The organism is Methylocella sp., assembly GCA_037200525.1.
GTDB lineage: Bacteria > Pseudomonadota > Alphaproteobacteria > Rhizobiales > Beijerinckiaceae > Methylocapsa.
In genome coordinates this window covers 4,594,670-4,620,527 of record JBBCGG010000001.1, presented here as the reverse complement: position 1 = coordinate 4,620,527, position 25,858 = coordinate 4,594,670, and the positions used below count along the sequence as shown (strand labels likewise).

The 25,858-nt window shown below is 59.5% G+C and carries 25 protein-coding genes and 2 pseudogenes; 8 read left to right on the top strand and 19 right to left on the bottom strand.

The features are described from left to right. Positions 1 to 123: 123 nt before the first annotated feature. Together WDN46_22740 and gltB are read right to left on the bottom strand one after the other, a co-directional pair. Positions 124 to 1,542, bottom strand: coding sequence for a glutamate synthase subunit beta (locus WDN46_22740; GenBank protein ID MEJ0096123.1), 1,419 nt, complete (start codon positions 1,540 to 1,542; stop codon positions 124 to 126). A gap of 136 nt (positions 1,543 to 1,678) precedes the next feature. Next, positions 1,679 to 6,367, bottom strand: a complete 4,689-nt coding sequence (gene gltB, locus WDN46_22735) for a glutamate synthase large subunit (GenBank protein MEJ0096122.1) — start codon at positions 6,365 to 6,367, stop codon at positions 1,679 to 1,681. Positions 6,368 to 6,917: 550 nt separating this feature from the next. On the opposite strand from gltB, the gene WDN46_22730 reads away from it, so the two are divergent. After that, positions 6,918 to 7,973 carry a beta-eliminating lyase-related protein gene (locus tag WDN46_22730; GenBank protein MEJ0096121.1) on the top strand — a complete coding sequence of 352 codons (1,056 nt, stop codon included), beginning with the start codon at positions 6,918 to 6,920 and terminating at the stop codon, positions 7,971 to 7,973. Between the two features lie 103 nt (positions 7,974 to 8,076). On the opposite strand, the gene WDN46_22725 is transcribed toward WDN46_22730, so the two are convergent. Then, positions 8,077 to 8,556 carry an Hsp20 family protein gene (locus tag WDN46_22725; GenBank protein ID MEJ0096120.1) on the bottom strand — a complete coding sequence of 160 codons (480 nt, stop codon included), beginning with the start codon at positions 8,554 to 8,556 and terminating at the stop codon, positions 8,077 to 8,079. 238 nt (positions 8,557 to 8,794) lie between these two features. Between WDN46_22725 and WDN46_22720 the strand changes: the two genes are divergently transcribed. Further along, positions 8,795 to 9,856 carry an alpha/beta hydrolase gene (locus WDN46_22720; protein MEJ0096119.1) on the top strand — a complete coding sequence of 354 codons (1,062 nt, stop codon included), beginning with the start codon at positions 8,795 to 8,797 and terminating at the stop codon, positions 9,854 to 9,856. 63 nt (positions 9,857 to 9,919) lie between these two features. Here the strand turns inward: WDN46_22720 and WDN46_22715 are convergent, their stop codons facing one another. The 3 genes from WDN46_22715 to WDN46_22705 form a co-directional block, all read right to left on the bottom strand. Continuing rightward, positions 9,920 to 10,540, bottom strand: a complete 621-nt coding sequence (locus tag WDN46_22715) for a L,D-transpeptidase (protein ID MEJ0096118.1) — start codon at positions 10,538 to 10,540, stop codon at positions 9,920 to 9,922. A 133-nt stretch (positions 10,541 to 10,673) separates the two neighbouring features. Then, positions 10,674 to 11,828: an SGNH family hydrolase gene (locus WDN46_22710; GenBank protein MEJ0096117.1), complete on the bottom strand. Its 1,155-nt coding sequence runs from the start codon at positions 11,826 to 11,828 to the stop codon at positions 10,674 to 10,676. 188 nt (positions 11,829 to 12,016) lie between these two features. Continuing rightward, positions 12,017 to 13,291 carry a nucleotide disphospho-sugar-binding domain-containing protein gene (locus tag WDN46_22705; protein MEJ0096116.1) on the bottom strand — a complete coding sequence of 425 codons (1,275 nt, stop codon included), beginning with the start codon at positions 13,289 to 13,291 and terminating at the stop codon, positions 12,017 to 12,019. Positions 13,292 to 13,375: 84 nt separating this feature from the next. On the opposite strand from WDN46_22705, the gene WDN46_22700 reads away from it, so the two are divergent. After that, a complete protein-coding gene (locus WDN46_22700; GenBank protein ID MEJ0096115.1) occupies positions 13,376 to 14,197 on the top strand; it encodes an IS5 family transposase in 822 nt (273 codons plus the stop codon). Positions 14,198 to 14,334: 137 nt separating this feature from the next. Here WDN46_22700 and WDN46_22695 read toward each other — a convergent pair whose 3' ends face one another. From WDN46_22695 to WDN46_22660, 8 genes and pseudogenes are all read right to left on the bottom strand, one after another. Next, on the bottom strand, positions 14,335 to 14,958 hold the full coding sequence (locus WDN46_22695; GenBank protein MEJ0096114.1) for an IS5 family transposase: 624 nt from the start codon (positions 14,956 to 14,958) through the stop codon (positions 14,335 to 14,337). Further along, a pseudogene (locus tag WDN46_22690) lies at positions 14,925 to 15,062 on the bottom strand (transposase). The gene WDN46_22695 and the pseudogene WDN46_22690 overlap by 34 nt, the downstream one beginning before the upstream one ends. Before the next feature lie 305 nt (positions 15,063 to 15,367). Then, positions 15,368 to 15,850 carry a DUF417 family protein gene (locus WDN46_22685; GenBank protein ID MEJ0096113.1) on the bottom strand — a complete coding sequence of 161 codons (483 nt, stop codon included), beginning with the start codon at positions 15,848 to 15,850 and terminating at the stop codon, positions 15,368 to 15,370. A 345-nt stretch (positions 15,851 to 16,195) separates the two neighbouring features. Next, the gene (locus WDN46_22680) at positions 16,196 to 16,582 is read right to left on the bottom strand and encodes a hypothetical protein (protein ID MEJ0096112.1); all 387 of its coding nucleotides are present in this window, start codon (positions 16,580 to 16,582) and stop codon (positions 16,196 to 16,198) included. Positions 16,583 to 16,818: 236 nt separating this feature from the next. Further along, complete coding sequence (locus tag WDN46_22675) at positions 16,819 to 17,034, bottom strand: hypothetical protein (GenBank protein MEJ0096111.1); 216 nt, start codon at positions 17,032 to 17,034, stop codon at positions 16,819 to 16,821. A gap of 495 nt (positions 17,035 to 17,529) precedes the next feature. Further along, positions 17,530 to 17,751: a hypothetical protein gene (locus tag WDN46_22670; protein MEJ0096110.1), complete on the bottom strand. Its 222-nt coding sequence runs from the start codon at positions 17,749 to 17,751 to the stop codon at positions 17,530 to 17,532. Between the two features lie 158 nt (positions 17,752 to 17,909). Beyond that, positions 17,910 to 18,125: a hypothetical protein gene (locus tag WDN46_22665; protein MEJ0096109.1), complete on the bottom strand. Its 216-nt coding sequence runs from the start codon at positions 18,123 to 18,125 to the stop codon at positions 17,910 to 17,912. 137 nt (positions 18,126 to 18,262) lie between these two features. After that, the gene (locus WDN46_22660) at positions 18,263 to 18,508 is read right to left on the bottom strand and encodes a hypothetical protein (GenBank protein MEJ0096108.1); all 246 of its coding nucleotides are present in this window, start codon (positions 18,506 to 18,508) and stop codon (positions 18,263 to 18,265) included. A 498-nt stretch (positions 18,509 to 19,006) separates the two neighbouring features. On the opposite strand from WDN46_22660, the gene WDN46_22655 reads away from it, so the two are divergent. From WDN46_22655 to WDN46_22645, 3 genes are all read left to right on the top strand, one after another. Then, positions 19,007 to 19,168, top strand: coding sequence for a hypothetical protein (locus WDN46_22655; GenBank protein MEJ0096107.1), 162 nt, complete (start codon positions 19,007 to 19,009; stop codon positions 19,166 to 19,168). Between the two features lie 41 nt (positions 19,169 to 19,209). Continuing rightward, positions 19,210 to 19,683: a DUF417 family protein gene (locus tag WDN46_22650; protein ID MEJ0096106.1), complete on the top strand. Its 474-nt coding sequence runs from the start codon at positions 19,210 to 19,212 to the stop codon at positions 19,681 to 19,683. Positions 19,684 to 19,774: 91 nt separating this feature from the next. Then, on the top strand, positions 19,775 to 20,449 hold the full coding sequence (locus WDN46_22645) for a hypothetical protein (protein ID MEJ0096105.1): 675 nt from the start codon (positions 19,775 to 19,777) through the stop codon (positions 20,447 to 20,449). Here WDN46_22645 and WDN46_22640 read toward each other — a convergent pair. Next, positions 20,433 to 21,190 (bottom strand): IS5 family transposase gene (locus WDN46_22640; protein ID MEJ0096104.1). Its coding sequence is split into 2 segments (ribosomal slippage): positions 20,433 to 20,851 and positions 20,851 to 21,190, totalling 759 coding nucleotides; the frame shifts between segments, so codons are not numbered across the junction. The two genes, WDN46_22645 and WDN46_22640, sit on opposite strands and share 17 nt — an antisense overlap. Between WDN46_22640 and WDN46_22635 the strand changes: the two genes are divergently transcribed. After that, positions 21,176 to 21,529 carry a hypothetical protein gene (locus WDN46_22635; protein ID MEJ0096103.1) on the top strand — a complete coding sequence of 118 codons (354 nt, stop codon included), beginning with the start codon at positions 21,176 to 21,178 and terminating at the stop codon, positions 21,527 to 21,529. The genes WDN46_22640 and WDN46_22635 overlap by 15 nt on opposite strands. A 50-nt stretch (positions 21,530 to 21,579) precedes the next feature. On the opposite strand, the gene WDN46_22630 is transcribed toward WDN46_22635, so the two are convergent. The 4 genes and pseudogenes from WDN46_22630 to WDN46_22615 form a co-directional block, all read right to left on the bottom strand. Beyond that, positions 21,580 to 21,888, bottom strand: a complete 309-nt coding sequence (locus tag WDN46_22630; protein MEJ0096102.1) for a DUF1634 domain-containing protein — start codon at positions 21,886 to 21,888, stop codon at positions 21,580 to 21,582. Beyond that, positions 21,885 to 22,415, bottom strand: a pseudogene (locus WDN46_22625) (sulfite exporter TauE/SafE family protein). The gene WDN46_22630 and the pseudogene WDN46_22625 overlap by 4 nt, the downstream one beginning before the upstream one ends. Before the next feature lie 36 nt (positions 22,416 to 22,451). Next, a protein-coding gene (locus WDN46_22620) for an IS3 family transposase (GenBank protein MEJ0096101.1) occupies positions 22,452 to 23,620 on the bottom strand; the annotation gives its coding sequence in 2 pieces (ribosomal slippage) (positions 22,452 to 23,356 and positions 23,356 to 23,620; 1,170 coding nt in all). Positions 23,621 to 24,225: 605 nt separating this feature from the next. Continuing rightward, positions 24,226 to 24,357 carry a hypothetical protein gene (locus WDN46_22615; GenBank protein MEJ0096100.1) on the bottom strand — a complete coding sequence of 44 codons (132 nt, stop codon included), beginning with the start codon at positions 24,355 to 24,357 and terminating at the stop codon, positions 24,226 to 24,228. 51 nt (positions 24,358 to 24,408) lie between these two features. Between WDN46_22615 and WDN46_22610 the strand changes: the two genes are divergently transcribed. Beyond that, on the top strand, positions 24,409 to 25,839 hold the full coding sequence (locus WDN46_22610) for a LuxR C-terminal-related transcriptional regulator (GenBank protein MEJ0096099.1): 1,431 nt from the start codon (positions 24,409 to 24,411) through the stop codon (positions 25,837 to 25,839). Positions 25,840 to 25,858 lie beyond the last annotated feature (19 nt).

Sequence of the window (25,858 nt, the reverse complement as noted above, 5' to 3'; positions counted from 1 at the left end):
GGGATGACTTTTTCAAAGTCGGGTCCGCCCGACTTTGGACGATGGTCGCCCAGACCGGCGCCCGCCGAAATCAAGCCTCATGGCTTGCGCTGAGGCACGTCGAACGGGGCGGGGTCTTGCGCCCTATCTTGGCAGCAGGCTGGAGCCCATCAGAAACGTATCCACTGCTTGCGCCGCTTGCCGGCCTTCCCGGATCGCCCACACGACCAAGGATTGCCCGCGCCTCATATCGCCACAGGTGAAAACCTTGGCGAGCGAGGTCTTGTAGGTCAACTGATCGGCGGCGACATTGCCGCGCGCATTGAGCGTCACGGCTAGACTTTCCAAAAGTCCCTCATGCACCGGCGAAACGAATCCCATGGCGAGCAAGACGAGATCTGCCTTCAGGTCGAAAGAACTGCCGGGAATCTCCTGCATTTTCTCGTCGACGTGCACGCAAGCGATTTTTTTGACGAAGCCGTCTTCGCCAATGAACTGTTTGGTCAGCACCGAGAAATCGCGTTTGGCTCCCTCTTCCTGGGAAGAGGACGTGCGCAGCTTCAAAGGCCAATTCGGCCACGTCAGCAGCTTGTTTTCCTTTTCAGGCGGCTGCGGCATGATCTCGAGTTGCGTCACCGAAAGGGCGCCCTGGCGAATTGAAGTGCCGATGCAATCGGAGCCGGTGTCGCCGCCGCCAATCACGACGACATGTTTGCCCGCCGCTAAAATTGGTTCGTTGCTTTGAACCGGTTCTTTGCTTATCCGGCGATTTTGCTGCGGCAAGAACTCCATCGCAAAATATACGCCGGAAAGATCGCGGCCGGGAATGGGAAGATCGCGCGGCTTCTCCGCGCCGCCCGCAAGGACGACTGCATCAAAATCGTCGAGCAGGGCAGATGCAGCAATATCGACGCCGACGTTGACGTTGACATGCAAATTGACGCCTTCCGCCTGCATCTGATCGACGCGCCGGTCGATCAAATGTTTCTCCATCTTGAAGTCCGGAATGCCATAGCGCAGCAGGCCGCCGGCCTTGCCGTGTTTCTCGTAGAGATGCACTTCATGCCCAACGCGGGCGAGTTGTTGCGCGCAGGCAAGCCCGGCTGGACCGGAGCCGACGATGGCGATCTTCTTGCCTGTTTTGACCGTGGCGATCTCCGGCGTCACCCAACCATTGGCGAAAGCGCGGTCGATGATCGCGCATTCGATCGTCTTGATCGTTACGGGATTGTCGTTGAGGTTGAGAGTGCAGGAGGCTTCGCAAGGCGCAGGGCAGACGCGGCCGGTAAATTCAGGAAAATTATTGGTCGAATGAAGGTTGCGCGCAGCCTCTTGCCAATCGGAACGATAGACAAGATCGTTCCAGTCTGGGATCTGATTGTTGACGGGACAGCCAGATTGACAAAAAGGAATGCCGCAATTCATGCAGCGCGCGGCCTGATCCTTCGTCGCCTCTTCCGAGAGCGGGATCAGAAACTCCTTGTAATGGCGAATCCGATCGGAGGCCGGCGCGTAGCGCCGATCGCGTCGGTCGATTTCCAAGAATCCTGTCACCTTACCCATAAAAGCCTCTCTACCGGACGCGATCGCGCAAAATCCACGATGACTGGTTTTTGAACTCGACGAACAGACGGAAATTGCGGCTGCGTCAAGTGGGAAACCAACCATCCCGGCGGCATTGTCTCAGCTGACGCGCCGATCAAATCCCCACTGCCGCGAGAAGCTTCTGATCCTGCTCCAGTCTCATTTCCTCAATGGCGCGGCGATATTCCACGGGCATAATTTTGCGGAATTTTTGTTTGTAGTCGCCCCAATTGTCCAGGATCAGCCGAGCCCGCGCTGAGCCCGTAAATTCGGCGTGCTGCGTGATCAGCTGATGTAGACGTTCGGCGTCGAAGCGCGTCATGTCATCCATTACGTCGACGCGGCCATGGGCGTCGAGATCTCCGCCCTGGTGATAGCTCGTTTGCATCACTTCTTCTTCTTCGGCGAGAGGTTGAAGCTCGACCATGGCCTGGTTGCAGCGCGCGGCGAAGTCGTCATCCTCGTCCAACACATAGGCGATGCCGCCCGACATGCCGGCGGCGAAATTACGCCCGGTCCGGCCAATGACGACGACAACGCCGCCCGTCATATATTCGCAGCCGTGATCGCCGACGCCTTCGACCACCGCGACGGCCCCGGAGTTGCGCACCGCGAAGCGCTCGCCGGCGACGCCGCTGAAATAGCACTCTCCGGCGATCGCGCCATAGAGCGCGGTATTGCCGACGATGATCGCATCGGCTGCAGCGATCTTCATCGCCGCCGCAGGACGAATGATGATCTTTCCGCCGGACAATCCCTTACCGACGTAATCATTCGCCTGTCCCTCGAGTTCGAGCGTGACGCCGGCGGCGAGCCATGCGCCGAAGCTCTGCCCCGCCGTTCCTTTTGCAAGGATTTGGATGGTTCCGGCCGGCAGTCCTGCGTGGCCATAGCGCCGCGCGATCTCGCCGGACAGCATGCCGCCGGTAGTGCGGTCGGTGTTGCGGATAGGGGTCTCGATCGTGACTTTCGCGCCGGTTTCAATGGCGGCCTTGGCCTTCTCTATCAGGCTGCGATCGAGAACCTTGTCGAGTCCGTGATTTTGCGGGATCGAATGATAGATTGTTTGATCCGGCGCCGCCTGCGGCTTGTGGAACAATTTCGAGAAATCGAGCCCGCGAGCCTTCCAGTGCGCGATCGCCTTTTGCTTGTCGAGCATCTGCATCTGACCGACCATCTCATTGATGCTGCGATAGCCCATCTGCGCCATCAGGCCGCGAACTTCTTCGGCGACGAAGAAGAAGAAATTGATGACGTGCTCGGGCAGACCGACGAAACGCTTGCGCAGCACCGGATCCTGCGTCGCGACGCCCACCGGGCAGGTGTTCAGATGGCACTTGCGCATCATGATGCAGCCCGTGGCGATCAGCGCCGCAGTTGCAAAACCAAATTCGTCGGCGCCGAGAAGCGCGCCGATGACGACGTCTCGCCCGGTGCGCAATCCGCCGTCGACCTGGACGGCGATGCGCGAGCGAAGCCGGTTCAGAACCAAGGTCTGCTGCGTTTCGGCGAGCCCGATCTCCCACGGGCCGCCTGCATGTTTGATCGAGGTAAGCGGAGACGCTCCCGTGCCACCTTCGAAGCCGGAGATGGTGACATGATCGGCTCTAGCCTTCGAGACCCCGGCCGCAATTGTGCCGACGCCGACCTCGGAGACGAGTTTGACCGAGACGAGGGCTTGCGAGTTGACGTTCTTGAGATCGGAGATGAGCTGCGCCAAGTCTTCGATCGAATAGATGTCATGATGGGGAGGCGGCGAAATCAGGCCAACGCCTTGGGTCGAGTGACGCACTTTGGCGATCACCGCATCGACCTTATGGCCTGGCAGTTGACCGCCTTCGCCAGGCTTTGCGCCTTGCGCCATCTTGATCTGCATCATGTCGGAATTGACGAGATACTCGGTCGTGACGCCGAAGCGGCCCGAAGCGATCTGTTTGATCGCCGACCGCATCGAATCGCCGTTGGCAAGCGGCTTATAGCGATCGGATTCCTCGCCGCCTTCGCCGGTGTTGGATTTGCCGCCGATGCGATTCATGGCGATCGCCAAAGTCGTATGCGCTTCGCGCGAGATGGAGCCATAAGACATGGCGCCCGTCGAGAACCGGCGAACGATCGCGGCGGCAGGCTCAACCTCGTCGAGCGGCACGGGCGTGCGGCCGTCTTCCTCCGCGGTTTTGATGCGGAACAGCGAGCGGATGGTCAGGGGACGCTCGCTCTCGTCGTTGAGAAGCGCGGCGTAGGATTTGTAGCTTTCCAGATTGTTGCCGCGCACCGCATGCTGCAGCAGCGTCACGGATTGCGGCGACCATGAATGCGCTTCGCCGCGCGTACGGAAGGCGTAGTCGCCGCCGATGTTCAGCGCGTTGCGATAGACTGGCGCATCGCCGAAGGCGTCCTGATGCCTGCGCACCGTTTCCTGGGCGATCTCCGCGAGGCCGACGCCGCCGATCCGCGTCGCGGTTCCGGTGAAGTACCGCGCGACAAAGTCTTCGGCGAGACCGACGGCGTCGAAAATCTGCGCGCCGCAATAGGACTGGTAGGTCGAAATGCCCATTTTCGACATGACTTTTAGCAAGCCCTTGTCGACCGATTTGATGAAGCGTTTGCCCGCTTCATAGCCGTCGACCTCGTCGGGAAAGTCATCCGCCATAGCAACGAGGGTTTCGAACGCGAGGTAAGGATTGATCGCCTCGGCGCCATAGCCGGCGAGCAGTGCGAAATGATGCACTTCGCGGGCCTCGCCGGTCTCGACGACGAGGCCGACGGAAGTGCGCAATCCGTTGCGGATCAGATGATGATGCACGGCGGCCGTCGCCAGGAGCGACGGGATCGGGATGCGATCTGGACCAACGAGACGATCGGACAGGACGATGATGTTGAAGCCGCCCATTACCGCCTGATCGGCGCGATCGCAGAGACGGTTCAAGGCGTCCTTCATGCCCTCGGCGCCCATGTCGGACTTATAGGTAATGTCGAGCGTCTTGCTGTCGAAGGCCTCCTCGAAATGACCGATCGAACGGATTTTTTCGAGATCGCTGTTGGTCAGGATCGGCTGGCGGACTTCGAGTCGCTTGCGCTTGGAATTGCCTTCATGATCCAGAATATTCGGGCGCGGCCCGATGAAGGACACAAGGCTCATGACCAGTTCTTCGCGGATCGGGTCGATCGGCGGATTGGTCACTTGCGCGAAGTTCTGCTTGAAATAGGTGAACAGCGGCTTTGAGACCGTGGACAGCGCCGAGATCGGCGTATCCGTGCCCATCGAGCCGACCGCTTCCTGCCCGGTCACCGCCATCGGCGACATCAACACGGACAGGTCTTCTTGCGTATAGCCGAACGCCTGCTGACGATCGAGCAAGGACACGTCGGTGCGGGTCGAGCGCGGCTCGACATGAGCCAGATCCTCAAGCACGATTTGCGTGTTCTTCAGCCATTCGGCGTAAGGATGCGATGTCGCGAGCTCACTCTTCATGTCGTCATCGGAGATGATGCGGCCTTGCTCCAGATCGACGAGAAGCATCTTGCCCGGCTGCAGCCGCCATTTGGCGATGATGCGCTCCTCCGGAATCGGCAGGACGCCGACCTCCGAAGCAAGGACCACCAGCCCGTCATCGGTGACTATGTAGCGCGCCGGGCGCAGCCCGTTGCGATCGAGCGTCGCGCCGATCTGGCGCCCATCGGTGAAAGCGACCGCCGCCGGGCCGTCCCAGGGCTCCATCATGGCGGCGTGATATTCGTAGAAGGAGCGACGGGCGTCATCCATCAACGGATTGCCGGCCCAGGCCTCCGGGATCATCATCATCATCGCGTGGGCGAGCGAATATCCGCCCTGGACGAGAAATTCGAGCGCGTTGTCGAAACAGGCGGTATCCGACTGGCCTTCATAGGAAATCGGCCACAGCTTGCTGATGTCGTTGCCAAAGAGGCCGGATGCGACCGAAGCCTGCCGCGCCGCCATCCAGTTGACGTTGCCGCGCAGCGTATTGATTTCGCCATTATGGGCGACCATCCGATACGGATGCGACAGCGACCAGGTCGGAAAAGTATTGGTCGAAAAGCGCTGATGCACCAGCGCCAGCGCCGATGCGAATTTCGGATCGGCGAGATCTCTGTAATATTGGCCGAGCTGCCGCGCCAGCAGCAGGCCTTTATAGACCAGCGTCCGGGATGACAGCGAGACGGGATAAAAACCGGGGGTGCGCGGGTCGCTCAGATTGTAGACTGTATTCGAGATCACTTTGCGCAGGATGAAAAGCCGCCGCTCGAAGACGGTCTGGTCTTCGACATACGGTCCGCGCTTGATGAAAATCTGCCGGCTGACGGGCTCGCTCGGCTTGATGCTTTCGCCAAGGTCTGAGGAATCAATCGGCGTGTCGCGCCAGCCAAGAAAGATCTGACCCTCTTCGGCGATCACTCTTTCAACGATCTCTTCGACGATTCTGCGGCCTTCGGGATCGCGCGGAAGAAACATCGCGCCAACGGCGTACTCGCCCGGGGCCGGCAATTCGAAGCCAAGTTCGCGCGTCTTCTCAGCGAAGAAATCATGCGGAATCTGAACCAGTATGCCGCAGCCGTCGCCCGCTTTGGGATCGGCTCCGACCGCCCCGCGATGGTCGAGATTGAGCAGGATCTGGAGACCCATCTCGATAATTTCATGCGACTTCTGATTGTGCATGTTGGCGACGAAACCAACCCCGCAGGCGTCATGTTCGTTGGCGGAAGAATAGAGACCTTGGTCCGCGGGCAGACCTGGGTCGCGAGAGCTTTCGTAACGAGGCGCGAGATTGGAGATCGGGTCGGTCATTATCTAGCTCTCTCACACATGTCGCAGATATGAGGCGGGGATATCATTCGCCAAAAGCCGGCCTCTCGGCGATCTTGACGGGTTTTTGGCCCTTGCGCGCTGAAGAGCATCGCTTTGTTTCGGCATTGGTCCCTTTGATCGCTTTGGCGCAGTTTTTGCGGGCCTGTTGCTTCGCCGACCAAGGGGCCTTCGAACCTGTGGGGTTTCATAGGCGCGACCGTGCAATAGTCGCAACCTATGCAAGCGCCAAGCCATGAAGTGAGCGTGAAGTCAAGCGCCGCTTTCCAAAAGACACGTCAGCAGCACTGTCCTATACGGATAGGAAAATATGGCATTTCGCGGCCGTTAACAAGAGGCGGAAGCCGTCGATTTTGGAGCAAATCCAAAATAATACGCCGTCCGACACGGCCTTTGAGCGCTGGCCTTCGAGCGTGAGCCTGCGCGTCTTTGCCGTAGAGGCCGGCGCGCCGTTCATGCTATCGAGCCTGCGGCATGGCGTTCCTCTTTCGAAACTTGCCGGCCCCTCTCTACTTTGCGGGATTGAATCGGAATGAATTTTACCAGCGACAATACCGCCGGCGTGAGCGAACCCATCTTCGCGGCGATCAAGGCGGCAAATGCGGGCGCGTCTCCGGCGTATGGGGAAGATCCTTTTAGCGTTAAGGCCTCCGAACGTCTCAGCGCCGTTTTCGAAACCGAGGTCGCCGTTTATCTGGTCGCCACGGGCACCGCGGCGAATGCTTTGGCGCTGGGCGCGCTCTGCCCGCCGTGGGGAGCGATTTTCTGCCACAAGGGGTCGCATATCATGGAGGATGAATGCGGCGCGCCTGAAATGTTCACGGCCGGAGCCAAACTTGTCGGCATCCCCGGCCGCGCTGGCAAGATGGCGCCGGCGGATCTCGCCACGGCGTTTGCGGCTTTTCCACGCGGTTCCGTGAAACAGGTTCAGCCTTCCGCCTTGTCGCTTTCGCAGGCGACCGAATGCGGCACGCTCTACACCCGCGCCGAGCTGGAGGAACTCGCCAGACTTGCGCATGAAGCTGGGGTCAGCGTCCATATGGACGGCGCGCGCTTTGCGAACGCGCTGGTCTCCCTGAATTGCACGCCAGCGCAGATGAGCTGGAAAGCGGGCGTCGACGTTCTGTCCTTGGGCGCGACCAAGAATGGCGCGCTCGCTTGCGAGGCGGTGGTCGTTTTTGATTCGGGTAAAGCCCAATCCCTGCCGTTTCAACGCAAGCGTAGCGGCCACACCATGTCGAAAGGGCGTTTTCTCGGCGCGCAAATGATCGCCTATCTCGACGGCAACCATTGGCTGGAGAACGCTTCAACCGCGAACGCGCGCGCGATTCGCTTGGCGCAAGGTTTGGCGCAGGCTCCCGGCGTGCGGCTGCCTTGGCCGCGCCAGATCAATGAGGTTTTCGCGGTCTTGCCGCGGAAGACCCATGCGGCGCTGAGGGCTGCGGGCGTGCATTATTATGATTGGACCTCCCGCGATTTCGGCGAGGACCCGCTGGCGGAAGATGAAGTTTTCGCCCGGCTGGTGACATCTTTCGCGACGCCGGAGGCCGATGTGGAGCGGTTCATAAGTCTGGTCAGCGCAGCTTGAGACGGTCCCCTTTCGCAGGCGACGACTCGGCCGGCGACAGCGTAAAAAAGGCGCCCCCGATGGAGGCGCCCGTTTTGGGACCCGCTGAAGCGAGCCAGCTGAATTACGCAGCTTTTTGCGTTGAGACGACCTGGGGACCAGCCTCAGCATGGGATGTGCCGATCGGAATCTGACGCGGCTTGCGCGCCTCCGGAACTTCGCGCAGCAGATCGATATGGAGCAAGCCATTTTCGAGGCTGGCGCTGGTTACGAGAACATGATCGGCAAGCTGAAACCGGCGCTCAAACGCGCGCGAGGCTATGCCCCGATAGAGCATCTCTGCCTTAGTCTGCTCGCCTTCCTTCGGAGGGCAACGCAAACCACGAACGCTCAATGTGTTATCCTTGGTCTCGACAGCAAGTTCCTTTTCGGCGAACCCGGCGACGGCGATCGAAATTCGATAGGCGTCTTCCCCCGTGCGTTCGATATCATACGGCGGGTAGCTCGGCGCGGCGTCGAGGCCCGCAGCCTGATCGAGCATGTTAAACAGGCGATCAAACCCTATGGTCGAGCGATAGAGGGGAGAAAGATCAAACTGACGCATCTGCATATCCTCCTTGAATTGAAGCGACACGTTTTGAAGCGACACGAGACTTGACTAAGGATCTAATCCAGCAAGTCCCGGCATATGCGCGTCCCGAAGCGGCCCGCACAGGACTGATGTAGGGATCGCGCTTTCCGTTGCAAGAGGCTTTAGCGAACGCAACTTGAGAATTGGGATATCAAAAAGCCAAGAAGCGGAACAAGACTGTCAAGTCTGCTGCCAAGACTTTAGCGTCAGCATGTCCCGCCGGACCGGCGACCTTGAAATAGAGGCCATAAAAGTGAGCGATGCGATGGAGCTTTGCACGACCGCCGCCAATCCGGCGCCTCCCGGCGCCATTGTCATGAGCATCCCGACGCGGGACAAGCTAAATTTGCGCGCGGCGCGCTGGAGCTGCGCCGGGACCTGCGCCGGCACGATTGCGATTCTGCCGGGGCGCGCCGAATTCATCGAAAAATACTTCGAGGTCATCGGACAATTGCTGGATCGGAATTTTGACGTCGTCGCGCTGGATTGGCGCGGGCAGGGGCGCTCCGACCGCCTTGTTTCCAATTCAGCTAAAGGTCATGTCGCACATTTTGCGGCCTATCAGCGCGATCTCGACGCGCTGCGAAGCCACGTCCTTGAACCCTTTGGACGGCTGCCGTTCTTCGCCCTTGGCCATTCGATGGGGGGAGCCGTTCTTCTGGAGCAGGCCCGCGCCGGCCGTTCGGCATTCGAGCGCATCGTCTTGACCGCGCCGATGATCGGCCTGCAGAGGCGCCGCTTCGGGCGCGTCGCGCGCACGCTCGCGCGGGGTCTTGCCCTAGTGGGATTCGGGCGCGCCTTCGCGCCAGGGGCCGGCGGCCCCAAACCCTACCTCCTGCATCGTTTCGCAGGGAATGTCTTGACCTCCGATCCGACCCGCTACGCCCGCGCCGCAGAATTAGCGGCGGTCGCTCCGGACCTTGCGATTGGCGGTCCGACGATTGGCTGGGCGGCGGCAGCCTTCAGGCTCATGCGCCGATTCGAGGATGCCGAATATCCGCGCCGGATTCTGACCCCTGTCTTGATTCTCGCGGCCGGTTCCGACGCCGTGGTCGACACGGTGGCGACGGAGGCTTTCGCCAGCCGACTCAAGGCCGGACGCTGCATAACGCTACGTCACGCCCGCCACGAAATAATGATGGAGAGGGACTCCTTTCGCGAGCAATTCTGGGCCGCATTCGATGCCTTCGTTCCAGGTTCGTTGGTCGGAACCGACCGTTTTGCGACGAGCCTCGCATCTATTTCGGCGCAGGGGCGCGGGAATTCTGAATGAGCCGCCCTCAAACGCAATCAGCGGCCGCAAGGGCCGCTGACGCATGCAAAACTCTATTGGAATTTAAAGAACGACAACTATCGCACCGACCTTGATGCGTTCATAGAGATCGACGATGTCTTTGTTGAGGAGGCGAATGCACCCCGAGGACACCGCTTGGCCGATCGTATCCGGCTCATTGGTGCCGTGAATGCGATACATCGTGTCGCCGTGATTGTTGTAGAGATACATTGCGCGGGCGCCGAGCGGATTTTCGATGCCGCCTTGCATGACTTTGGGCAGATCAGGACGGCGCTTCAGCATGTCCGAAGGCGGAGTCCAGGTCGGCCACTCGGCGCGGCGGCCGATATAAGCGCGGCCTTGCCAGGAGAAACCATCGCGGCCGACGCCGACGTCATAGCGCATCGCCTCGCCGCCCTCCATCGACAGATAGAGATAGCGATTTTTGGTGTCGATCGTGATCGTGCCGGGGCGTTCTTCCGTCGGGTCTTTGACCAATGTTCGCGTCGTTGGGATTTCGCGGTTGAGCTCTGTCGGCAAATTCACTTTTTGAATCTGGGACTTTGACTGAGCCTCGCCATTCACAAGAGCTGGCGATGACCCGGCGTCAAAGGCCCACGCTCCAGTTGACAGCAACAGCCCCATGGAGGCGACGACAAAAAACGTGCTCTTAATTTGGAACATCCTGGAACTCCCGCTCGACAGCTTCGATGCTTCGTCCTAGCTGCGACCACAACGCCTAAGCTGTGCGGATTGTTCCATCGCCAAGAACAGGATTCCCGATCAGACTTTCAATATTGCTGCTTGAAGAGATCTTTTATGGCCTTGGCCAACTGAAATCGTCGGATCGGCCGGGTTTGGGTTCAGTCTGCTGGTCCTGCCGCAAAGTCTGTTTGGCCGCGGCCTGAGCATTCACGGCGCGGGACGCCAATTCTCCGCCGGGCGCCCGGACCGCTCCGGTCAAAGGCAGGATGGGACCGGCGAGGGGTTTTGGCGGCGGCGGCGCAGGTTCGCTCGGAGCTGCCCCGTCGGCGGGGGGCAGGCTCGCCTCGGCCGGCGCGGAGATCGCGGGATTGTCCGGCTGAGCGGGCGGAGGCAGCACTTCATCCAGATTGCGCCGGATGTCTGGCTCGACAAAATGCGCCAGCTTGAGCGCGCCGGCCTTGGTGAAATGGATGCCGTCGGCGGCGCGCAGGCGCACGATCTGACCATCAACGTCCGGCCCGAGAGCGCTGTATTCGCCGCCCTCCGTGGCGAAAGCCTCCCAGATATCGACATATGTCGCTCCGGCCTTGGCGGCATATTCGCGATAGAGATCGTTAAAGGCGGAAGCGTCGGCGGATAGACGCTCGCTTTTTAAAACCGGCAGGCCGACCCATATCAGCGGAATCTTTTTATCGCGGAACATCCCGGCGATGGTCTCGATGCGATGCGCATAGGCCTCGTTCCATTGCGGCGAACGGGGCTCAAGGGCGTCCTTGCCATCGCGGAGAACTTGCCGGTCGTTGCTGCCAATCATCATGACGGCGAAATCGATCTTCTCATTGCTGGCGAGCAAGTCCTGCGTCGCCTTCACCCAATCGTAAAAGTCGTCGCGCACGAGGCCGGTATTTTCCTTCGCCTTGCGCAGGATGGCGACCTCGGGTCGGTTGCCGAACGCCGCGGTCAATCCTTGCCCCAGCATCTGCCCAAGACTATCGCCGAGCACCGCCACGAAATAGCTTGGCGCGACGGCGGGTTTTTCCGGCGGCTTTTCAGCCACGCTTTCGCTCGGCCTTCCGCTGGGCCGCCAAGCCGGCCTTGGTCGCTCGCGCTCGGAGAAGGAACGTCTCGGGGCGCCCCGATGGATGTCCGGCCTCTTCTTCATGACATGGCTCGGCGCCTCGGGCGGGGCTTGAAACAAGTGAGTAAACCAGCCAAAGGGGTCAGCTTGCGCTAGCGCCGGCGATCCGCTGAAGAGATGCAGCAGCATCGCGGCGACGGCCAGCCTCGCGAAAATCCAACGCCCCTTACGGTCTTTTTCGGACCAGGGCTTCGGCGCCAAATATGCCCATGCGCGTTTTAGCATCATGACCGACACTATATACCGTTCCGCCCGCTGGCGCATCCTCTGAGCGCCAGCGGCCATCCAGCAACGAGGTCCTTTTGATTTCGACAAGCTCAGCTTTGGACCAGGCGCTCGGCGGCGTCCGGCCGCATCGAACGCTGGGCTTCGACAATCTCCTCCATCTCAAGAACAAGGCGTTTCGCTTTGATATCGTCGGCGATGGCCTTTCCCAACCGGCGTGCGGCGACCATGAAATGCGGCTCGCTGCGGAGGCGGTTCAACGCCGCGGCGATTTCCGTTTCGGAGGCCGCAGGCGGCAAGGTCAGCCCGGCCCCATGGGTTTCCACCCGCAATGCAATGTCGTCCTGGTCGCGTCCCATCGGCATGATCAGAAGCGGCAGACTATGCGAGAGCGCGCGGCTCACCGTCCCATGACCACCGTGGGTCACGACCAATGATACTTCCTTCATCACCGCATCATGCGGCGCGCTCGCCAAGAACGTTATGTTTTTCGGCGCATTCAGCGTCACGCCTTCCAAGGCAGGCCCAACCGTCACAAGCCCGTCCATGCCGATATTGGCCACCGCGTTCGCAGTGCGTTGCAGCGCATCGGCTTGGTTTTGATCGGTGGTGCTGAAAGACACCAATGCGCGGGGACGGTCCGATCCATGAGGCCAGGGCGACGTCCAGGGCTGAGACCAGTCGGAGGCATCCAATAATGGACCGATGTACCTCACATTCTTGGGAAGGTAATCAGCGGGAAAATCGAACGCCGCGCTAGTCGCAAGCAAAAGTCGCGCGGGACGATCAAATAGCTCCAACACATGGCTTAATGGGGAGAGACTCTGACCCGCGCGCGCTTCGTTCAGCATTGGCAGCCACTCATTCATCACGGCGACGAACCGGCTGCTTGCGGCCTCGACTTCGGCGCGCTCTTCGGGCGTGCGCGGCGGCCGCATGCCGCTGAGCAACGGGGGCACGCCTGGCAGAGGCCGCAAGCTAATGGTCGGCGTGAGCAACGCGCAAGGTATGCCGGCGGCTTCCGCCGCCGACCCAGAACCGACTAGACCCACATCGGCGAGCAGGGCGTCGGTTGGCGTTCTCTCGATTTCTTCCCGCGTGTCGGCTGCGCGAGCGGCGGCGGGGCCAAATAGAAGATGATCGTAGGCTTTTTGCAGATCGCCGCCGTTCGGCGCAATGGGTGAGAAGCTAGGCGTTCGCCGCCAAGTAACGAATCCGAATCCGGCGGCCTCCACTGCGGCGCGCGCGTCTGGACGCGAAATGAAGCGAACGTCATGGCCCTTACTGCGCAACTGTTGCGCGGCAGTCAGCGTCGGGCCGAGGTGGCCCGGGCCTCCCCAAGAGGCCACAAGAAAATTATAGGGCATAGAACGTGATCTCCTTGATCTGCAGGCCCTAAGAGTCTGTTTGACAACTTTGACATGGTTCTTTGGTTATGATTCACGCTTTCGATGTGGACAGCCAAGAGCCGTGGCCGAATGGCCAAGATTGAGAAGAAGACGAAGCGCTATCCGAGCGACCTGACTGATGAGGAATGGTCTTCGGTCGAGCCGTTTCTGCCGAAGGCGGGAGCGACCGGAAGCCCCCGACGGACAGACCTGCGCGAAGTTTTGAACGCCATCCGGTATCTGGTGCGGTCGGGATGTGAGTGGCGGATGCTGCCGGTTCACTTCCCGCCCTGGCAGACGGTGTACTGGTGGTTTCGCCGCCTGACCCGGCGTCTGATGTTTCGCACCCTTCACGATGTCGCCTTGATGATCGACCGCGCGCGGACGGGCCGCAACGCCGAACCGAGCGCGGCGGTGCTCGACAGCCAGTCCGTCAAAGCCCCGGCGCCGCAGGGAACACGCGGGTTCGACGGCGCCAAGAAGATCGTCGGGCGCAAACGCCATATCGCGGTCGACGCCGACGGACGTCTGCTGATGGTCAATCTCACCACGGCCGATATCGCCGACAGCACAGGCGCGCAAGCCGTTCTTGAGGCCATCCAAAAACGCTGGCCGCGGGTCAAACACCTGTTCGCCGACAGCGCCTACGATCGCCAGCGACTGCTCGACAAAGCGGCTTTTCTCGACTTCACCGTCGAGATCGTGCGGCGTACCGAGGCCGCATTCGTGATTCTGCCGAGACGATGGGTCGTCGAACGGACCTTCGGATGGATGACCCGCCACAGGCGTCTCGTCCGAGACTACGAGGCCCGGATAGACGTCTCTCACGCCATGATCGAGGTCGCTATGGCCGGCTTGTTGATCCGCCGGATAACCCACCCATAGTTGTCAAACGGACTCTAAGGAGGAACCGCAGACTCGAGGCAAGTGTTTGTCAGATGATGACACAATTGATTGATGGCGGGGCCCGTAGTGTCGCCCCTGTTGCACGCCGCGCGATCATCGCTGTCTAGGCTCAGGACTCATTGATTGAGATAGAAGAGGACGGCGGCTGCGATGCAGATGGCGGAGAAGAAGGTGTGGGCGCATCGATCATAGCGGGTTGCGATGCGCCGCCAGTCCTTGAGCTTGGCGAACATGTTCTCGATTTTGTGACGCTGGCGGTAGAGCGTCTTGTCATAGGCAATGGGAAGCTTGCGGCTTCTGGTTGGCGGGATGCAGGGCTCGACGCCCCTGGCCTTCAGCGCGGCGCGGAACCAGTTGCTGTCGTAGCCCCTGTCGGCGATCAACATTGAAGCGGGCGGTAAAGCCTTGAGCATCAGCCGCGCGCCCTTGTGGTCGCTCATCTGGCCCTCCGAGAGCAACATGACGAGGGGCTTGCCGGCGCCGTCGCAAACGACGTGGAGCTTCGAGTTCAGTCCGCCTTTCGTGCGCCCGATACGGCGGGGAAGAGCCCCTTTTTGAGCAGGCTCGCCGCTGTGCGATGCGCCTTCAGATGCGTGGCGTCGATCATGATGCGCTCGGGCTTTGGACCTTCGCCAGCGAGCGCGGCGAATATGCGGTCGAAGACGCCGAGCCGGCTCCAGCGGATGAAGCGATTGTAAAGCGTCTTGTGCGGCCCGTAATCCTTGGGCGCATCTTTCCATTGCAGGCCGTTGCGGATCACATAGACGATTCCGCTGACCACCCGACGGTCGTCAACCCGCGGAACGCCATGCGACAGAGGAAAATGCGGCGCAAGCCGCGCCATCTGCCGCTCGCCCAACAAAAACAAATCACTCATCCCAGCCTCCCCATGCGGAGACCAGGAATCACATCTCAGGCAAATTTAATAGGTCCTGAGCCTAGGGCTATTAAGCAACAGAGTTGTTTGGCGAGCGATTGAATGGTTACAATCGAAACTCGATGTGCAGGGACTTCCGCATGGCGCGCTTATTCGCATTTGGCGCGACGCGCGGACGGTGCGGGGCATCCTCCTGCCGCCGACAATGTAATGTGCCGACGCATGTCCTGGACGATCATCAAACGACAATGGCGTTTCGCCGCCGAAATGGTTCATGACTTTTGTTGGACATTCCGAGACAGCGAAGCCAAGAACAGCACGAGGCAGACGCTGAGCAGCACGATGTCCTTGAACAGGAATTCGCCCGTCAAATTCCACGCGATCGGATCGGTCGAGAGACTCCAATGCACGACGCCAGGCGTTGTGAAGAAGAACGACCAGGTAATAAGGAATGTCGCTACGCCCATGAGCGACCCAAGCGCCGATATCAACGGGCTGAACGCGCCTGCCGCGAACAGAACAGCCGTGCTAAGTTCGACAACGCCGAGGAGGTAGGCTTCGCCTCTCACGCCGAAGATGGAGAGCCACCAAACAAAAGGGCTGTTGCTAATGTATTGCACAATGCCTTCGGCTGACTGCGGCGTAAACTTTTGGACGCCAAAGGATAGGAAGGTCAAGACCATGACCCAGCGCAAAATCGCCAGCATCCGATAGGACCCAGCGCCACGTTCCGCAATCTTGAAATATACCGACATCCTGGAGCGTCTCCCTTTTTTTGACCTACGCTTTCTCCTCTTCGGTCTGATTGGCGATTTTGTTACAAACGCGGGTGGCTTCTCGCCTCTGGCAAATCTGCTTCGCGATCTACGCGGAAATTTGAAGTGAAAGACGGTCGCATCAGGTTGCTCAATGCGGCCGATATCCAGCGTCGGTTCGAGACCAATGATGGGCCCTGCAGGAAGCGATCGCGCGTGCACCATCCATGAGCGAGAGTATCAAAGACCGACGTCGAACTCGCCAGCGAGATGAATATCGGAAGCGCCTCGTAAATGGCGCTGGCTCTAACGCCAGCACCATAAATTCTTTAATGGGCTGTGGTCCTATGGACGGCCGTTAACGCCCGAACTAGGCATCCCGTCAACGGCGCCTGGGCCTCCGACGCCGGCTCCACCCACGCCAGAACCGCCTAGCGTCCCAAGATCGCCTTCGCCCGGTCCAGTGCTCGACCGGCCTTCGCCTAGGCCGCCTGCGCCTGCGCCGTTTCCGCCAATGCCGGTGCCGCCAAGGCCTGCACCGCCGGCGCCAAGACCCGCGCCACCCGCGCCGGATCCGACTCCGCCTGCGCCATGACCCACAGCGCCGGCTCCGGCGGCGCCTCCGGCCCCACTGCCTGCGCCTCGGCCGCCTCCCGCTGCGAAGGCCGGACCGCTACAAATCACCGCCACGCTAAGCGCAATGGCGCTAGCAAATATGCCAAGTCTTTTCATGAGTCCTCCTGGTGTTGATTACGGCGAGCCAACTCCAGTTTGGATGGACCAGTTCCGCCGGCGACTTGGTCAAAAAGAGGTGATCATCGCTCAACTAACATGTGGCATGCGAAAGGGACGGAATCGCTTCCGCCCCTTTCGAAACTCCAAACTCGGCAATCGCAGACCGCAAACATCCGTGCGCTCGGTTTGCAATGCACAGATGCGGCCTTTAGAAATATCCGACTGCCGCTCGCTCACTTCGAATATCCCTGGTTTTCCTGGATGATGGTGGTGAACCAGTCGTTCTCGCTGGAAGCTGGACTCTCGCCGCCGACCGAGCGGCCTGTGGTGAGGCCTTCTTCTTGCGCAGGCCGCTGATCATAAAAATGCGAACGAGCCTGTTTCGCCTCAGCAAAACCCGTGGAGCCTGCGACAATCGTGGCGACGATTAACAGCCTGAGGACGTTCATAGTTTTAACTCCCAAAAATGACGAGTATTGGATCGCCAGTTCGGCCAATAAACTGCGATATATACTACTAAGTTCCAAAATTTTTAGAACTATTTAGGTTATTTACTTACAATTTAGTCATTAACGTACTAAATGGTAAGAGCATATCGCTGCAATGCAGAGCCGCAGTTGTAGGGAAATTTGTTTAATGCACTCGCGAGGTTCTATATATCCGCATCGGAGAGATGCGGATACTGCCGGATGGCGTCGCGGCACGCCTCGATGCGTCCGGCGACATCGAGGCGAATCCGCAGAACTGACCGAAAAGCCGTCTTCCCGGCTGGGGTATCTGCCCGTCTTCGACCGTTCGAAGCACCCTGTCGGCTAGAGCCTTCGCCTTGCCATGGCGGAGCAGACCGCCGCGGGGGAGACCCGCTTCCGCCATGGTCGCATGCGAAAGGGACGGAATCGCTCCCGCCCCTCCAATTCGGTAATTGCAGTCAGCGCTTTCGAGACTTAATAGATCTCGAAGGGGCCGCGCGCCGGGCCAAAAGAGCGAGGCCGGTCCATGTCGTATAGACTTCCCTGCCCAATAACGCCGACCGAACGCCCCCCACCAACATTACCCTGCGCCCAGGCGCCTGCGGCTGAATGATCGGGCCGAAGCTGGTTGGCTTCGGCAATTCCGAAGGATGTGACGGTGACTGCCGCCGCGAATGACAATGTGACGATTTTCATGGCTAAAACTCCGATCGAATTTGTAATTTGCGCGGCCATCGGCATCCGTGGTTTGAAGTCACGGTTGGCGCTGACGTCCGGCGTTGAGGAAAATTTGGCCCTAAAGGGCGTCAGCAGAAGCGTTGCTGCGTGGCAGTCGTCGAATAGTTGTCGCGATCTCAATAGATCTCGAAGGGGCCGCGCGCCGGGCGCAGCCGCTCGACTGCGCTATGCGATGTATTCTGAATCCCGCCGCCGACCGAGCGGCTCAAAACAATGCTTTCTTCCTGCGCATACTGCTGATCGTATGAATATAAGCTCGCCTGCTTTGCTTCTGCGAAATTTGCGGAGCCGGCAACGATGGCGGCGGCAAACGACAGCTTGAAGATGTTCATGATTTTAACTCCTTAATGTCAGATGGCCTGGAGTGATCGCTGCGTCGATCTGTCGTGTGATGAACGGTTTCGCCAAAGGAAGAGGCGGGATTGCTTTTTCCGCCCCTTAAATCGCCGCTTAGCAGCTTGTCGCGATATCAATAGACCTCGTAGGGACCACGCGCTGGCGGCAGCGGTTCAAACGATCCGCGCGCTGGGGGCAACTGCTGGACTCCGACAGGCGGTAGATTCTGAGTCTCGACGCCGACAGAGCGGCCCGTGGTGATGCCTTCTTCTTGTGCAGGCTGCCGATCATAAAAATGCGAGCGAGCCTGCTTCGCCTCAACAAAACCCGTGGAGCCTGCAACGATCGCGGTGACGGCTAATAGCTTGAAGATGTTCATAGTTTCAACTCCCGAAAATGTCGGCGGCCTGTAAAGCGCGCGTTCAGCTAGTAAACGGCGCCTGTCACAACTCGGTTCCAAATTTGTGAGAAATATTTAGGCTCTTTGCTTACAATATAGTCAGTAACTGACTAGGAGGTAAGCGCATATCGCTGCAATGCGGAGTCGCTGCTGCAGAGATAAAACAACTGAAGTCTGTTAAATTCACTTGCGATGTCGTGTCTATACGCATCGGCGGGACGCGGATACTGACGTGGCCGCCCGTCTCGAGGCGTCCGACGACAGCATGCAGCTTTGCAGCGAGAGCCTTACTACAAAGGAACGTAGCCTCATACTTATCAAATAGTAAGTAATTGAGAGAAAAGTGCCTTCTTGTGGCCAGTTCCGGGGGCGAGTACCAAATCGCTCCTGTCGCGGATGGATGGCGGCAAGACTTGGTTGCTATGGCTGAAAGTCCAGTAGGATGATCTCTTGAGCGCCTGCTTGCGAAGGTAGGGCGTGAGCGAAGAAACTTTCAGAGTTGGCCGCCGATCCTTTCTCGTGGGCGGCGCAGCGGCTGGAGCGGTGAATGCGGCAGTTGCTGCAATCCATGACGAAGATCTGGAGCGGGCGCCGACTTGTCCGGCCTCGCTGCGGCGACTATTCGACGGCGGCGCGTAGGAACGAGAAGGAGAAACATCTTGAACTCGCTTATTTTTTATTTGTCCAAGCTTGGCCTGTTCAAGAGCGATCTGGACTATCGCATTATTCGCGCCGCGATGGTTTTTTCATTTCTTATATTCGGCTATCAGAAGTGGTTTAGCTTTGAAGCGCATCAGATCACCCCGTTCATCAGCCACAGCCCGCTGGTTTTCTGGCTGATCCCGGCCTTCGGCGTTCGCGGCGCCGGTTTTTTCCTCGGCGCTACGGAATGGCTATTTGGTACGCTAATCTTCCTGGGCTTCTGGAACCGTAGGCTCGGAATCCTGGGGGCGCTCGGCTCGAGCGTCACCTTTCTCGGCACAGTCACCATCATTCCGTTCCTTCCCAATGCGTGGGCGGCAGAGGCGGGCGGCTTTCCAGCCATGAATCTGCTGGTGGCCTTCCTGGTGAAGGATATCCTTTTCCTCGCCGCTTCGTTCTACCTGCTGAAGCAGGATCTGACGCATGCGGCGCTGGAGATAAAAGGCAATTGAATTCGATAGCCGGCGTCTGACATCGGCAAGCTCATCACGTCTCCCTAAATTACGCCGCTCAGTTCGATAGACTTAAATCTGGAGACCGCTCATGAATATCCGCATTGCATTCTTGATCGCCGTTGCCTGGTCAACGGTAATTAGTGGGTCTGCGCAAGCCGCATCGGAGCCTAAGGATCCAGATCGCGCGCCGATAGCGTCGGTGGATCGTTTCAGCGACAAGGCAGGCACCCTTTTGCAGCGTTCGACGGTCAAAGGTCTTCCTGGTGCGAATGAGCCAATCGACTTCAACGTTCAACCGTTCAACACGCTGGGGTTATCGCCCACGGGAGAGCCGGTGCTCTACTATCACCTGGACGTGCAGAGCACCCAACCGGCGCCAGTCTACATCTTGTTCCGCGAGGGAGAGGAAAAGCGCGTGGCGGGTCAGCTCAATATTGTTGACACGGCGCCGGGCGAGAAGGGCTATAATGATTTCCGGCAGGTTTGGAAAGTATGGGTCTCAAAAGATTATGTGCCCAATACAATAACGGACGCAGCTTCCTTGCTGCAGGCCGGCTACAGATTGGAAAAGACGGACAAGCTCATCAATATGCCGGTCGTGCCGGATAGGTCGCGCGCGAGCTTGCGCTTCAACCATGGAAATCCGGAACTGCAACGCGCCTGGTATCAAGGCCAAGTCGCAAAGTATTTTCTCTTCGAAGAGGCACCATTGTCGGTGTCAGGAGAGGACGTTCTAGGGTCCAGACTCACAACCAGTAGCTGACGGTAGCGGCGATGCAGACTGTCGCGAGGAAGTTTATGGCGTTTCGGTCGTAGCGGGTAGCCACGCGCCTGAAGTCTTTCAGGCGGCAGAACATGCGTTCGATGGCGTTGCGGTTTCGATAGAGGAAGGGCGAGAAGCAGTTCTTCCACCTGCGATTGGCCTTGGGCGGGATATTCGGCATAGCTCCGCGCTCCTCGACCTGCCGACGGATCGCATTTGCGTCGTAGCCCTTGTCGCCATGGAGGATTTCGCAAGGAGGAAGTCGCGCGATAAGCTCCGCGCCCGCCGAGCAATCGGCGATTTGGCCGCCGGTGAGCATGAAAGACAGCGGGCGGCAGTCCGCATCGGTCAATGCGTGGATTTTGGTTGTGCGCCCGCCGCGCGAACGGCCGATGGCCTGATTCTTCTCCCCCCTTTGCCGCCACTGGCCGAGCGATGCGCCTTGACCGCCGAGGAGTCGATGAGGACCTGCGCCGGCGGCCCGCCTGCTTGCGCAAGCGCGTGGAACAGATCGATCCAAACGCCCTTAGCAGCCCAGCGAACGTAGCGATTGTAGAGAGTCTTCTTTGGCCCGTACTCCAGCGGCGCGTCAATCCAGCGTCCGCCAGATTTCAGCACATGAATGATCCCGCTGACCACCCGGCGATCATCGACGCCCGCCTTGCCGCGCGTGTCCGTGGGAAGATGCGGCGCGATCTTCGCGAACTGCGCGTCCGTCAGCCAGAATTGATCCCGATTCATAGTCGCTTCCTTTCGGAAGCTGTGAATCACAATCCGCCTGTCACGCCAACCATTTTATGGGTCTGGGCCCTAGTGTCGCCGATTTACGACGGTTTCACCGTCAATCCTGGGGATCCAAACGGCGGGACAGAGTTCCAAACTGAGCCGAATTCCAGGCAGACACATAACGTCGTGGCCACGATGCCAGGCGATGAAGGCTACTCGCCGCTGTGGCTGCGGGTTGTCTACGATAGCGCGGCGTGGGCCTCGGTGCACAGCCTCGACACAGCGCTTAAGGCGAAGGTGGTCCCTGCCGAAATATTGATGATCAATTGCCCTATTGTGTCGATCAAGCGTTAGAGAATAATCGGCCATCGGCCTGTGGCCTCTTAGCTCCTTGCCGAGATTGGTTACAGCCCCAGCAGAAATCCGGCCGCGATGATCGTCAGGACCAGGGCCGAAATCGTCGTGAATGCGTAATCCCGCTCGCGCAGGAAAATCAGCAACATCAATGCGACGCGCGCGACGGGAAGGAGAATAAACAGGGCGATGCCCGCTTTGATCACGGCTGAGCCGCTCAGACCAAAAAGAAAGGGTATGCGCTCTAGGTTGAGCGCTATTCCTAGGAAGATGACGGCTGAAGCGACCCAAGTGCCGTACCAGAGCAGGCCGGCGATCGCCCGTTCGCGTCCTGAGTGATTTCCGGCTCGTTCGCTCACGCACCATCTCTTGGGATAGTGTGGACGCCACAAGCAGTCATCAGCATTTGCAGGGCCAACAACGCGAGCACGAGGGCGAAGAAGATGCGCAGCTTGGCGGCCGGTATCGCCAACAGGAGGCGCGCGCCCATAAGCGCCCCGGCGACCGAGCCGAGCGCGACTGGGCCGGCAACGCCTGCGTCGATATCGCCTCGCACGAAGTAGGCTCTGGCGCTAGCGGCGGCTGTCGCCCCGATCATGAAGTTGGAGGTCGCGGACGAGACCTTGATCGGAAGCCGCAAGGCCGTGTCCATCGCAGGGATTTTGAGCACCCCGCTGCCAATGCCGAGAAGAGCGGAAATCAAGCCCGCCCCATACATCAGCAACAAGCCGAGCGGTAGGCGCCCGACGTTGTACGGTACGTTTCGTCCAATTTCAGAATCAGGGAAGCTTGAATGCAGGCGCAACATCGTCGCCCAACCCCGCATGTTCGGCGCGCCGGCGTCAGCCGTTTCGCGCCGACGCGAGAGCATCTGTTGCGCCGAGATCGTGGCCTGCCCCCATGGGGTGATCCAGTTTGAATGTTAGTGCATTGTCGGCCCTGGCGCTATTGCTGGCGTGGCGGGCGAAGCTGGTCCGGATTGCGAAGCCGGCCATTGCAGGGTCTCCGGGGCTGGCGGCTTGTAGCCCAGCGATGAGTGCGGGCGCACGGTGTTGTAGTGGCGTCGCCATCGCTCAATGACGACCTTCGCCTCCTTGAGAGTGTAGAAGATTTCACCATTCAAAAGCTCGTCGCGCAGCTTCGAGTTGAAGCTCTCGCAATAGCCGTTCTCCCAGGGACTGCCCGGCATGATGTAGGCGGTCTTCGCGCCGACGGCGGCAATCCAGTCACGCAACGCCTTGGCGATGAACTCCGGGCCGTTGTCGGAACGAATGTGGATCGGAACCCCTCGCAAGATGAAGAGGTCCGAGAGAACGTCGATGACGTCCGCTGCCTTCAGCTTCCGGTTAATCCTGATCGCGATGCATTCGCGGGTAAATTCGTCGATGATATTCAGCATGCGATATTTCCTGCCATCATGAGTGCGGTCCTCGACGAAGTCATAGGACCAGACGTGGTTGGGGCATTGCGGGCGCAGCCGGACGCACGAGCCGTCATTGAGCCAGAGACGCCCGCGCTTGGGTTGTCTGGCCGGAACTTTCAGCCCCTCGCGTCGCCAGATCCGCTCGACCCGTTTGACGTTGACCTTCCAGCCTCGCTCCCACAACATCGCCGTGATGCGGCGGTAGCCATAGCGGCCGTACTGGATGGCGAGCGCCGTGATGTCGGCGATCAATGCCGCTTCGTCATCGGGCTTGGTCGGAACCTTGCGCTGCGTGGAGCGATGCTGACCGAGAACCCGGCAAGCGAACCGCTCGGAAACGCCATGTTCGGCGATCACATGCTCCACGCAGGCGCGACGACGCGCGGAGCTCAGAAGTTTCCCGAGGCAGCCTCTTTCAGGATCAGCTTCTCAAGCGTCAAATCGGACACCGCTCGACGGAGCCGCGTATTCTCCGCCTCCAGCTCCTTCAGCCGCTTCACCTGATCGCCCTTCAGGCCGCCGTATTCCGACCGCCATCGATAGTATGTAACTTCCGTCACCCCTATCGAGCGGATCGCCTCCGCGACCGGTCGCCCTTGCGCGCTAAGCACTTCGACTTGCCGTAGCTTCGCGACGATCTCTTCCGCCTTCTGTCTTTTCCTCGGCATTGCGCAGTCCTCCATCAGGCTCATAAGCCCATACTTCACGGAGGATCACTTTTCAGGGGGCAGACCAGCAGACGTCTGTCGCGCTGAGAGCGCGCCGGAGACATCATCACCGAATTAACAGGCGCAACGTCGCTCAGACGATCCCGTCGACAGAATACATCCATCCTGAATCTTGCGCCTCACCCGAGTTCACTACCAATCCCCTTTCCAGGGGAATGAACGTGGGAATTGGGGGAATGCCGATTGCATCCCTCTGGCAAACTAGATTGGGCGGACGCGTCTACAGCAGCCTCGCTCGGCGAGATGCTGAGTTCCTTCGCTACCTCGATCCGATGGCGCTGGGTCGCTAGAGGGTCAAGACCGATCAAACACCGAGAAATACCAAAACTTTACTCAAATAATACCTGAAAATCACGACTGACGAAGATTTTGAGTCTAGCGTCTGACGGCGATCACTTCCCCTATCGCAGCGTTCGGCTGACCGGGGTCTCGCCAAAGTACTAGAGCGGGATCGTTTCATGGCGGAGGGGAGCATTCCAGAGCATCAAGGCGAAGACGCGTCCCGCGTTCGGGGTTCGCAACCAACCCTCACGCCATTTAAGACGTCAACGCCATTCCCCGCGCCGCGCGGCGCTCTCAATGAAGACGCGGACCCCGGCCTCTCCTTGCAGCAGGAATGCGGCTGCAGAGAACCAACGCTCGACTTCCTTTGGCGCCGCAAAACGCCGCGGAATCATACTGGCGCCTCGCTACCGCAAATCAAGCGAGGCTTAGTGCGAGCCTGGCGCATGATATTGGCGTTGCAGATCAACGAGGCCTTTGGCTCGATCGACTGGATCGAGCTACAACTTGGCGACGCGTCTCCCGCGGTCTCCAAACGGTTTCGCCCGGCGATAGAGTTGCTTCGGGCGGCCGGCCTCGCCTTTCAGGATGACGGTCTTGCGGCTCTAGCGATGGCGGCGTCCTATCTGAGAGGTAGAGGAGGGGCTCAAGATCACCATGCCGCAACTCTCTGTCGCTTCGGTTTTTGGCAACTCGGCAAGTTCGACTCTTTCTATTCGTTACCGCGGCGTCGACCCGGCGCTCGCTCGCCGAAGTCCGGGACGATATCAGCGGTGCTCGATCTATCGATCGAGGCGGCAATGGCGCTCGACCACCTGCACTTTGCTACCGCGAAGCGACTGGCGTCGGATGCCTTATATATTGCTGAAACTGCGCTCCCGGCCGCCGGGGGCATCGCGGCGCTTCCCGCGTGTCTAATAGCCCAGGTGCTTTACGAAGAAGGCTGTCTGGACGAAGCCGAAATAATCATCCGCGATCGGCTTCCAGCGATCAATGCGGAGGGCTCGATTGAATGCGCCCTGCGCGCGTACCTAGTCCTTACGCGAATCGCCAGGCACAGGATGCAATATGACTTCGTAGCGTTGTTGCTTCGCGAAGCCGAGGCTTTGGGGGAGCGCCGCGAGTGGCCAAGGCTCGTTGCCGCATGCGCGGCCGAACGCATTTTGTTACTGCTGCAATTGGGCCGGATGAGGGAAGCTCGCCTCAGCGTTGAATGCCTTGATGGTTATGTCGAGACGCATCGTCCACGATCCGGGCATTCTGGCTCTGAAGTAATGCGATATCGCATGCTCGCCCGCTGGCGGGTATGCTGGGCCGAGGCTCCCTCGAGCGAGGCGGTGACGACGTTGCGGCTGCTTTATCACCACGCCGTCGAAAAAAAGAATCTGTATGTCGCGTGCCAACTGGCGGTGGAACTGGCGGAGATGCTCGCGGTTATCGGCGAATCCGAGGAAGCGGACGCGCTGTTTTTCCACATGATCAAATCAGGAGCGGTGGCAGGCCTCTATCAGGTCTTTCTGGAAGGCGGCGCGGGATTGGGCGCGCTTCTAGGGCGGGCCTATAACTATGCCGAAACGCCCGGTTCGACGGATCGCGAGATGCTACCTTTTCTTGGAAGCCTCCTTTCGCGGTGGGACGCTCGCTGCGCGAAGCGCCTTTCCGCTGAACCCGGCCGCCGCATCAGCGACGTATTGACGACACGGGAGGGCGACATCCTTGCAATGATCAGCCGGGGCTTGTCTAACAAGCGGATCGCCCAGAGCCTTAAGATCTCGCCTGAAACCGTGAAATCGCACGTCAAGCGCGTCTTTTTAAAGCTGGGCGTCGGCACTCGCATGGAGGCTGTATCTCAAGCTAAGTCGCTGGGGTTGCTATGATGTCCGCAAGCCGCGCCAA

Coding starts and splice junctions, on each gene's coding strand:
- WDN46_22610 (MEJ0096099.1), top strand. CDS start 24,409: ATGATATTGGCGTTGCAGATCAACGAGGCCTTTGGCTCGATCGACTGG.
- WDN46_22740 (MEJ0096123.1), bottom strand. CDS start 1,542: ATGGGTAAGGTGACAGGATTCTTGGAAATCGACCGACGCGATCGGCGC.
- WDN46_22680 (MEJ0096112.1), bottom strand. CDS start 16,582: ATGAAAAGACTTGGCATATTTGCTAGCGCCATTGCGCTTAGCGTGGCG.
- WDN46_22715 (MEJ0096118.1), bottom strand. CDS start 10,540: ATGTTCCAAATTAAGAGCACGTTTTTTGTCGTCGCCTCCATGGGGCTG.
- WDN46_22695 (MEJ0096114.1), bottom strand. CDS start 14,958: ATGGAAAGATGCGCCCAAGGATTACGGGCCGCACAAGACGCTTTACAA.
- WDN46_22665 (MEJ0096109.1), bottom strand. CDS start 18,125: ATGAACATCTTCAAGCTGTCGTTTGCCGCCGCCATCGTTGCCGGCTCC.
- WDN46_22615 (MEJ0096100.1), bottom strand. CDS start 24,357: ATGATTCCGCGGCGTTTTGCGGCGCCAAAGGAAGTCGAGCGTTGGTTC.
- WDN46_22660 (MEJ0096108.1), bottom strand. CDS start 18,508: ATGAACATCTTCAAGCTATTAGCCGTCACCGCGATCGTTGCAGGCTCC.
- WDN46_22670 (MEJ0096110.1), bottom strand. CDS start 17,751: ATGAAAATCGTCACATTGTCATTCGCGGCGGCAGTCACCGTCACATCC.
- WDN46_22675 (MEJ0096111.1), bottom strand. CDS start 17,034: ATGAACGTCCTCAGGCTGTTAATCGTCGCCACGATTGTCGCAGGCTCC.
- WDN46_22645 (MEJ0096105.1), top strand. CDS start 19,775: ATGAATATCCGCATTGCATTCTTGATCGCCGTTGCCTGGTCAACGGTA.
- WDN46_22700 (MEJ0096115.1), top strand. CDS start 13,376: ATGTGGACAGCCAAGAGCCGTGGCCGAATGGCCAAGATTGAGAAGAAG.
- WDN46_22725 (MEJ0096120.1), bottom strand. CDS start 8,556: ATGCGTCAGTTTGATCTTTCTCCCCTCTATCGCTCGACCATAGGGTTT.
- WDN46_22730 (MEJ0096121.1), top strand. CDS start 6,918: ATGAATTTTACCAGCGACAATACCGCCGGCGTGAGCGAACCCATCTTC.
- WDN46_22685 (MEJ0096113.1), bottom strand. CDS start 15,850: ATGTCGGTATATTTCAAGATTGCGGAACGTGGCGCTGGGTCCTATCGG.
- WDN46_22705 (MEJ0096116.1), bottom strand. CDS start 13,291: ATGCCCTATAATTTTCTTGTGGCCTCTTGGGGAGGCCCGGGCCACCTC.
- gltB (MEJ0096122.1), bottom strand. CDS start 6,367: ATGACCGACCCGATCTCCAATCTCGCGCCTCGTTACGAAAGCTCTCGC.
- WDN46_22720 (MEJ0096119.1), top strand. CDS start 8,795: ATGTCCCGCCGGACCGGCGACCTTGAAATAGAGGCCATAAAAGTGAGC.
- WDN46_22710 (MEJ0096117.1), bottom strand. CDS start 11,828: ATGCTGCTGCATCTCTTCAGCGGATCGCCGGCGCTAGCGCAAGCTGAC.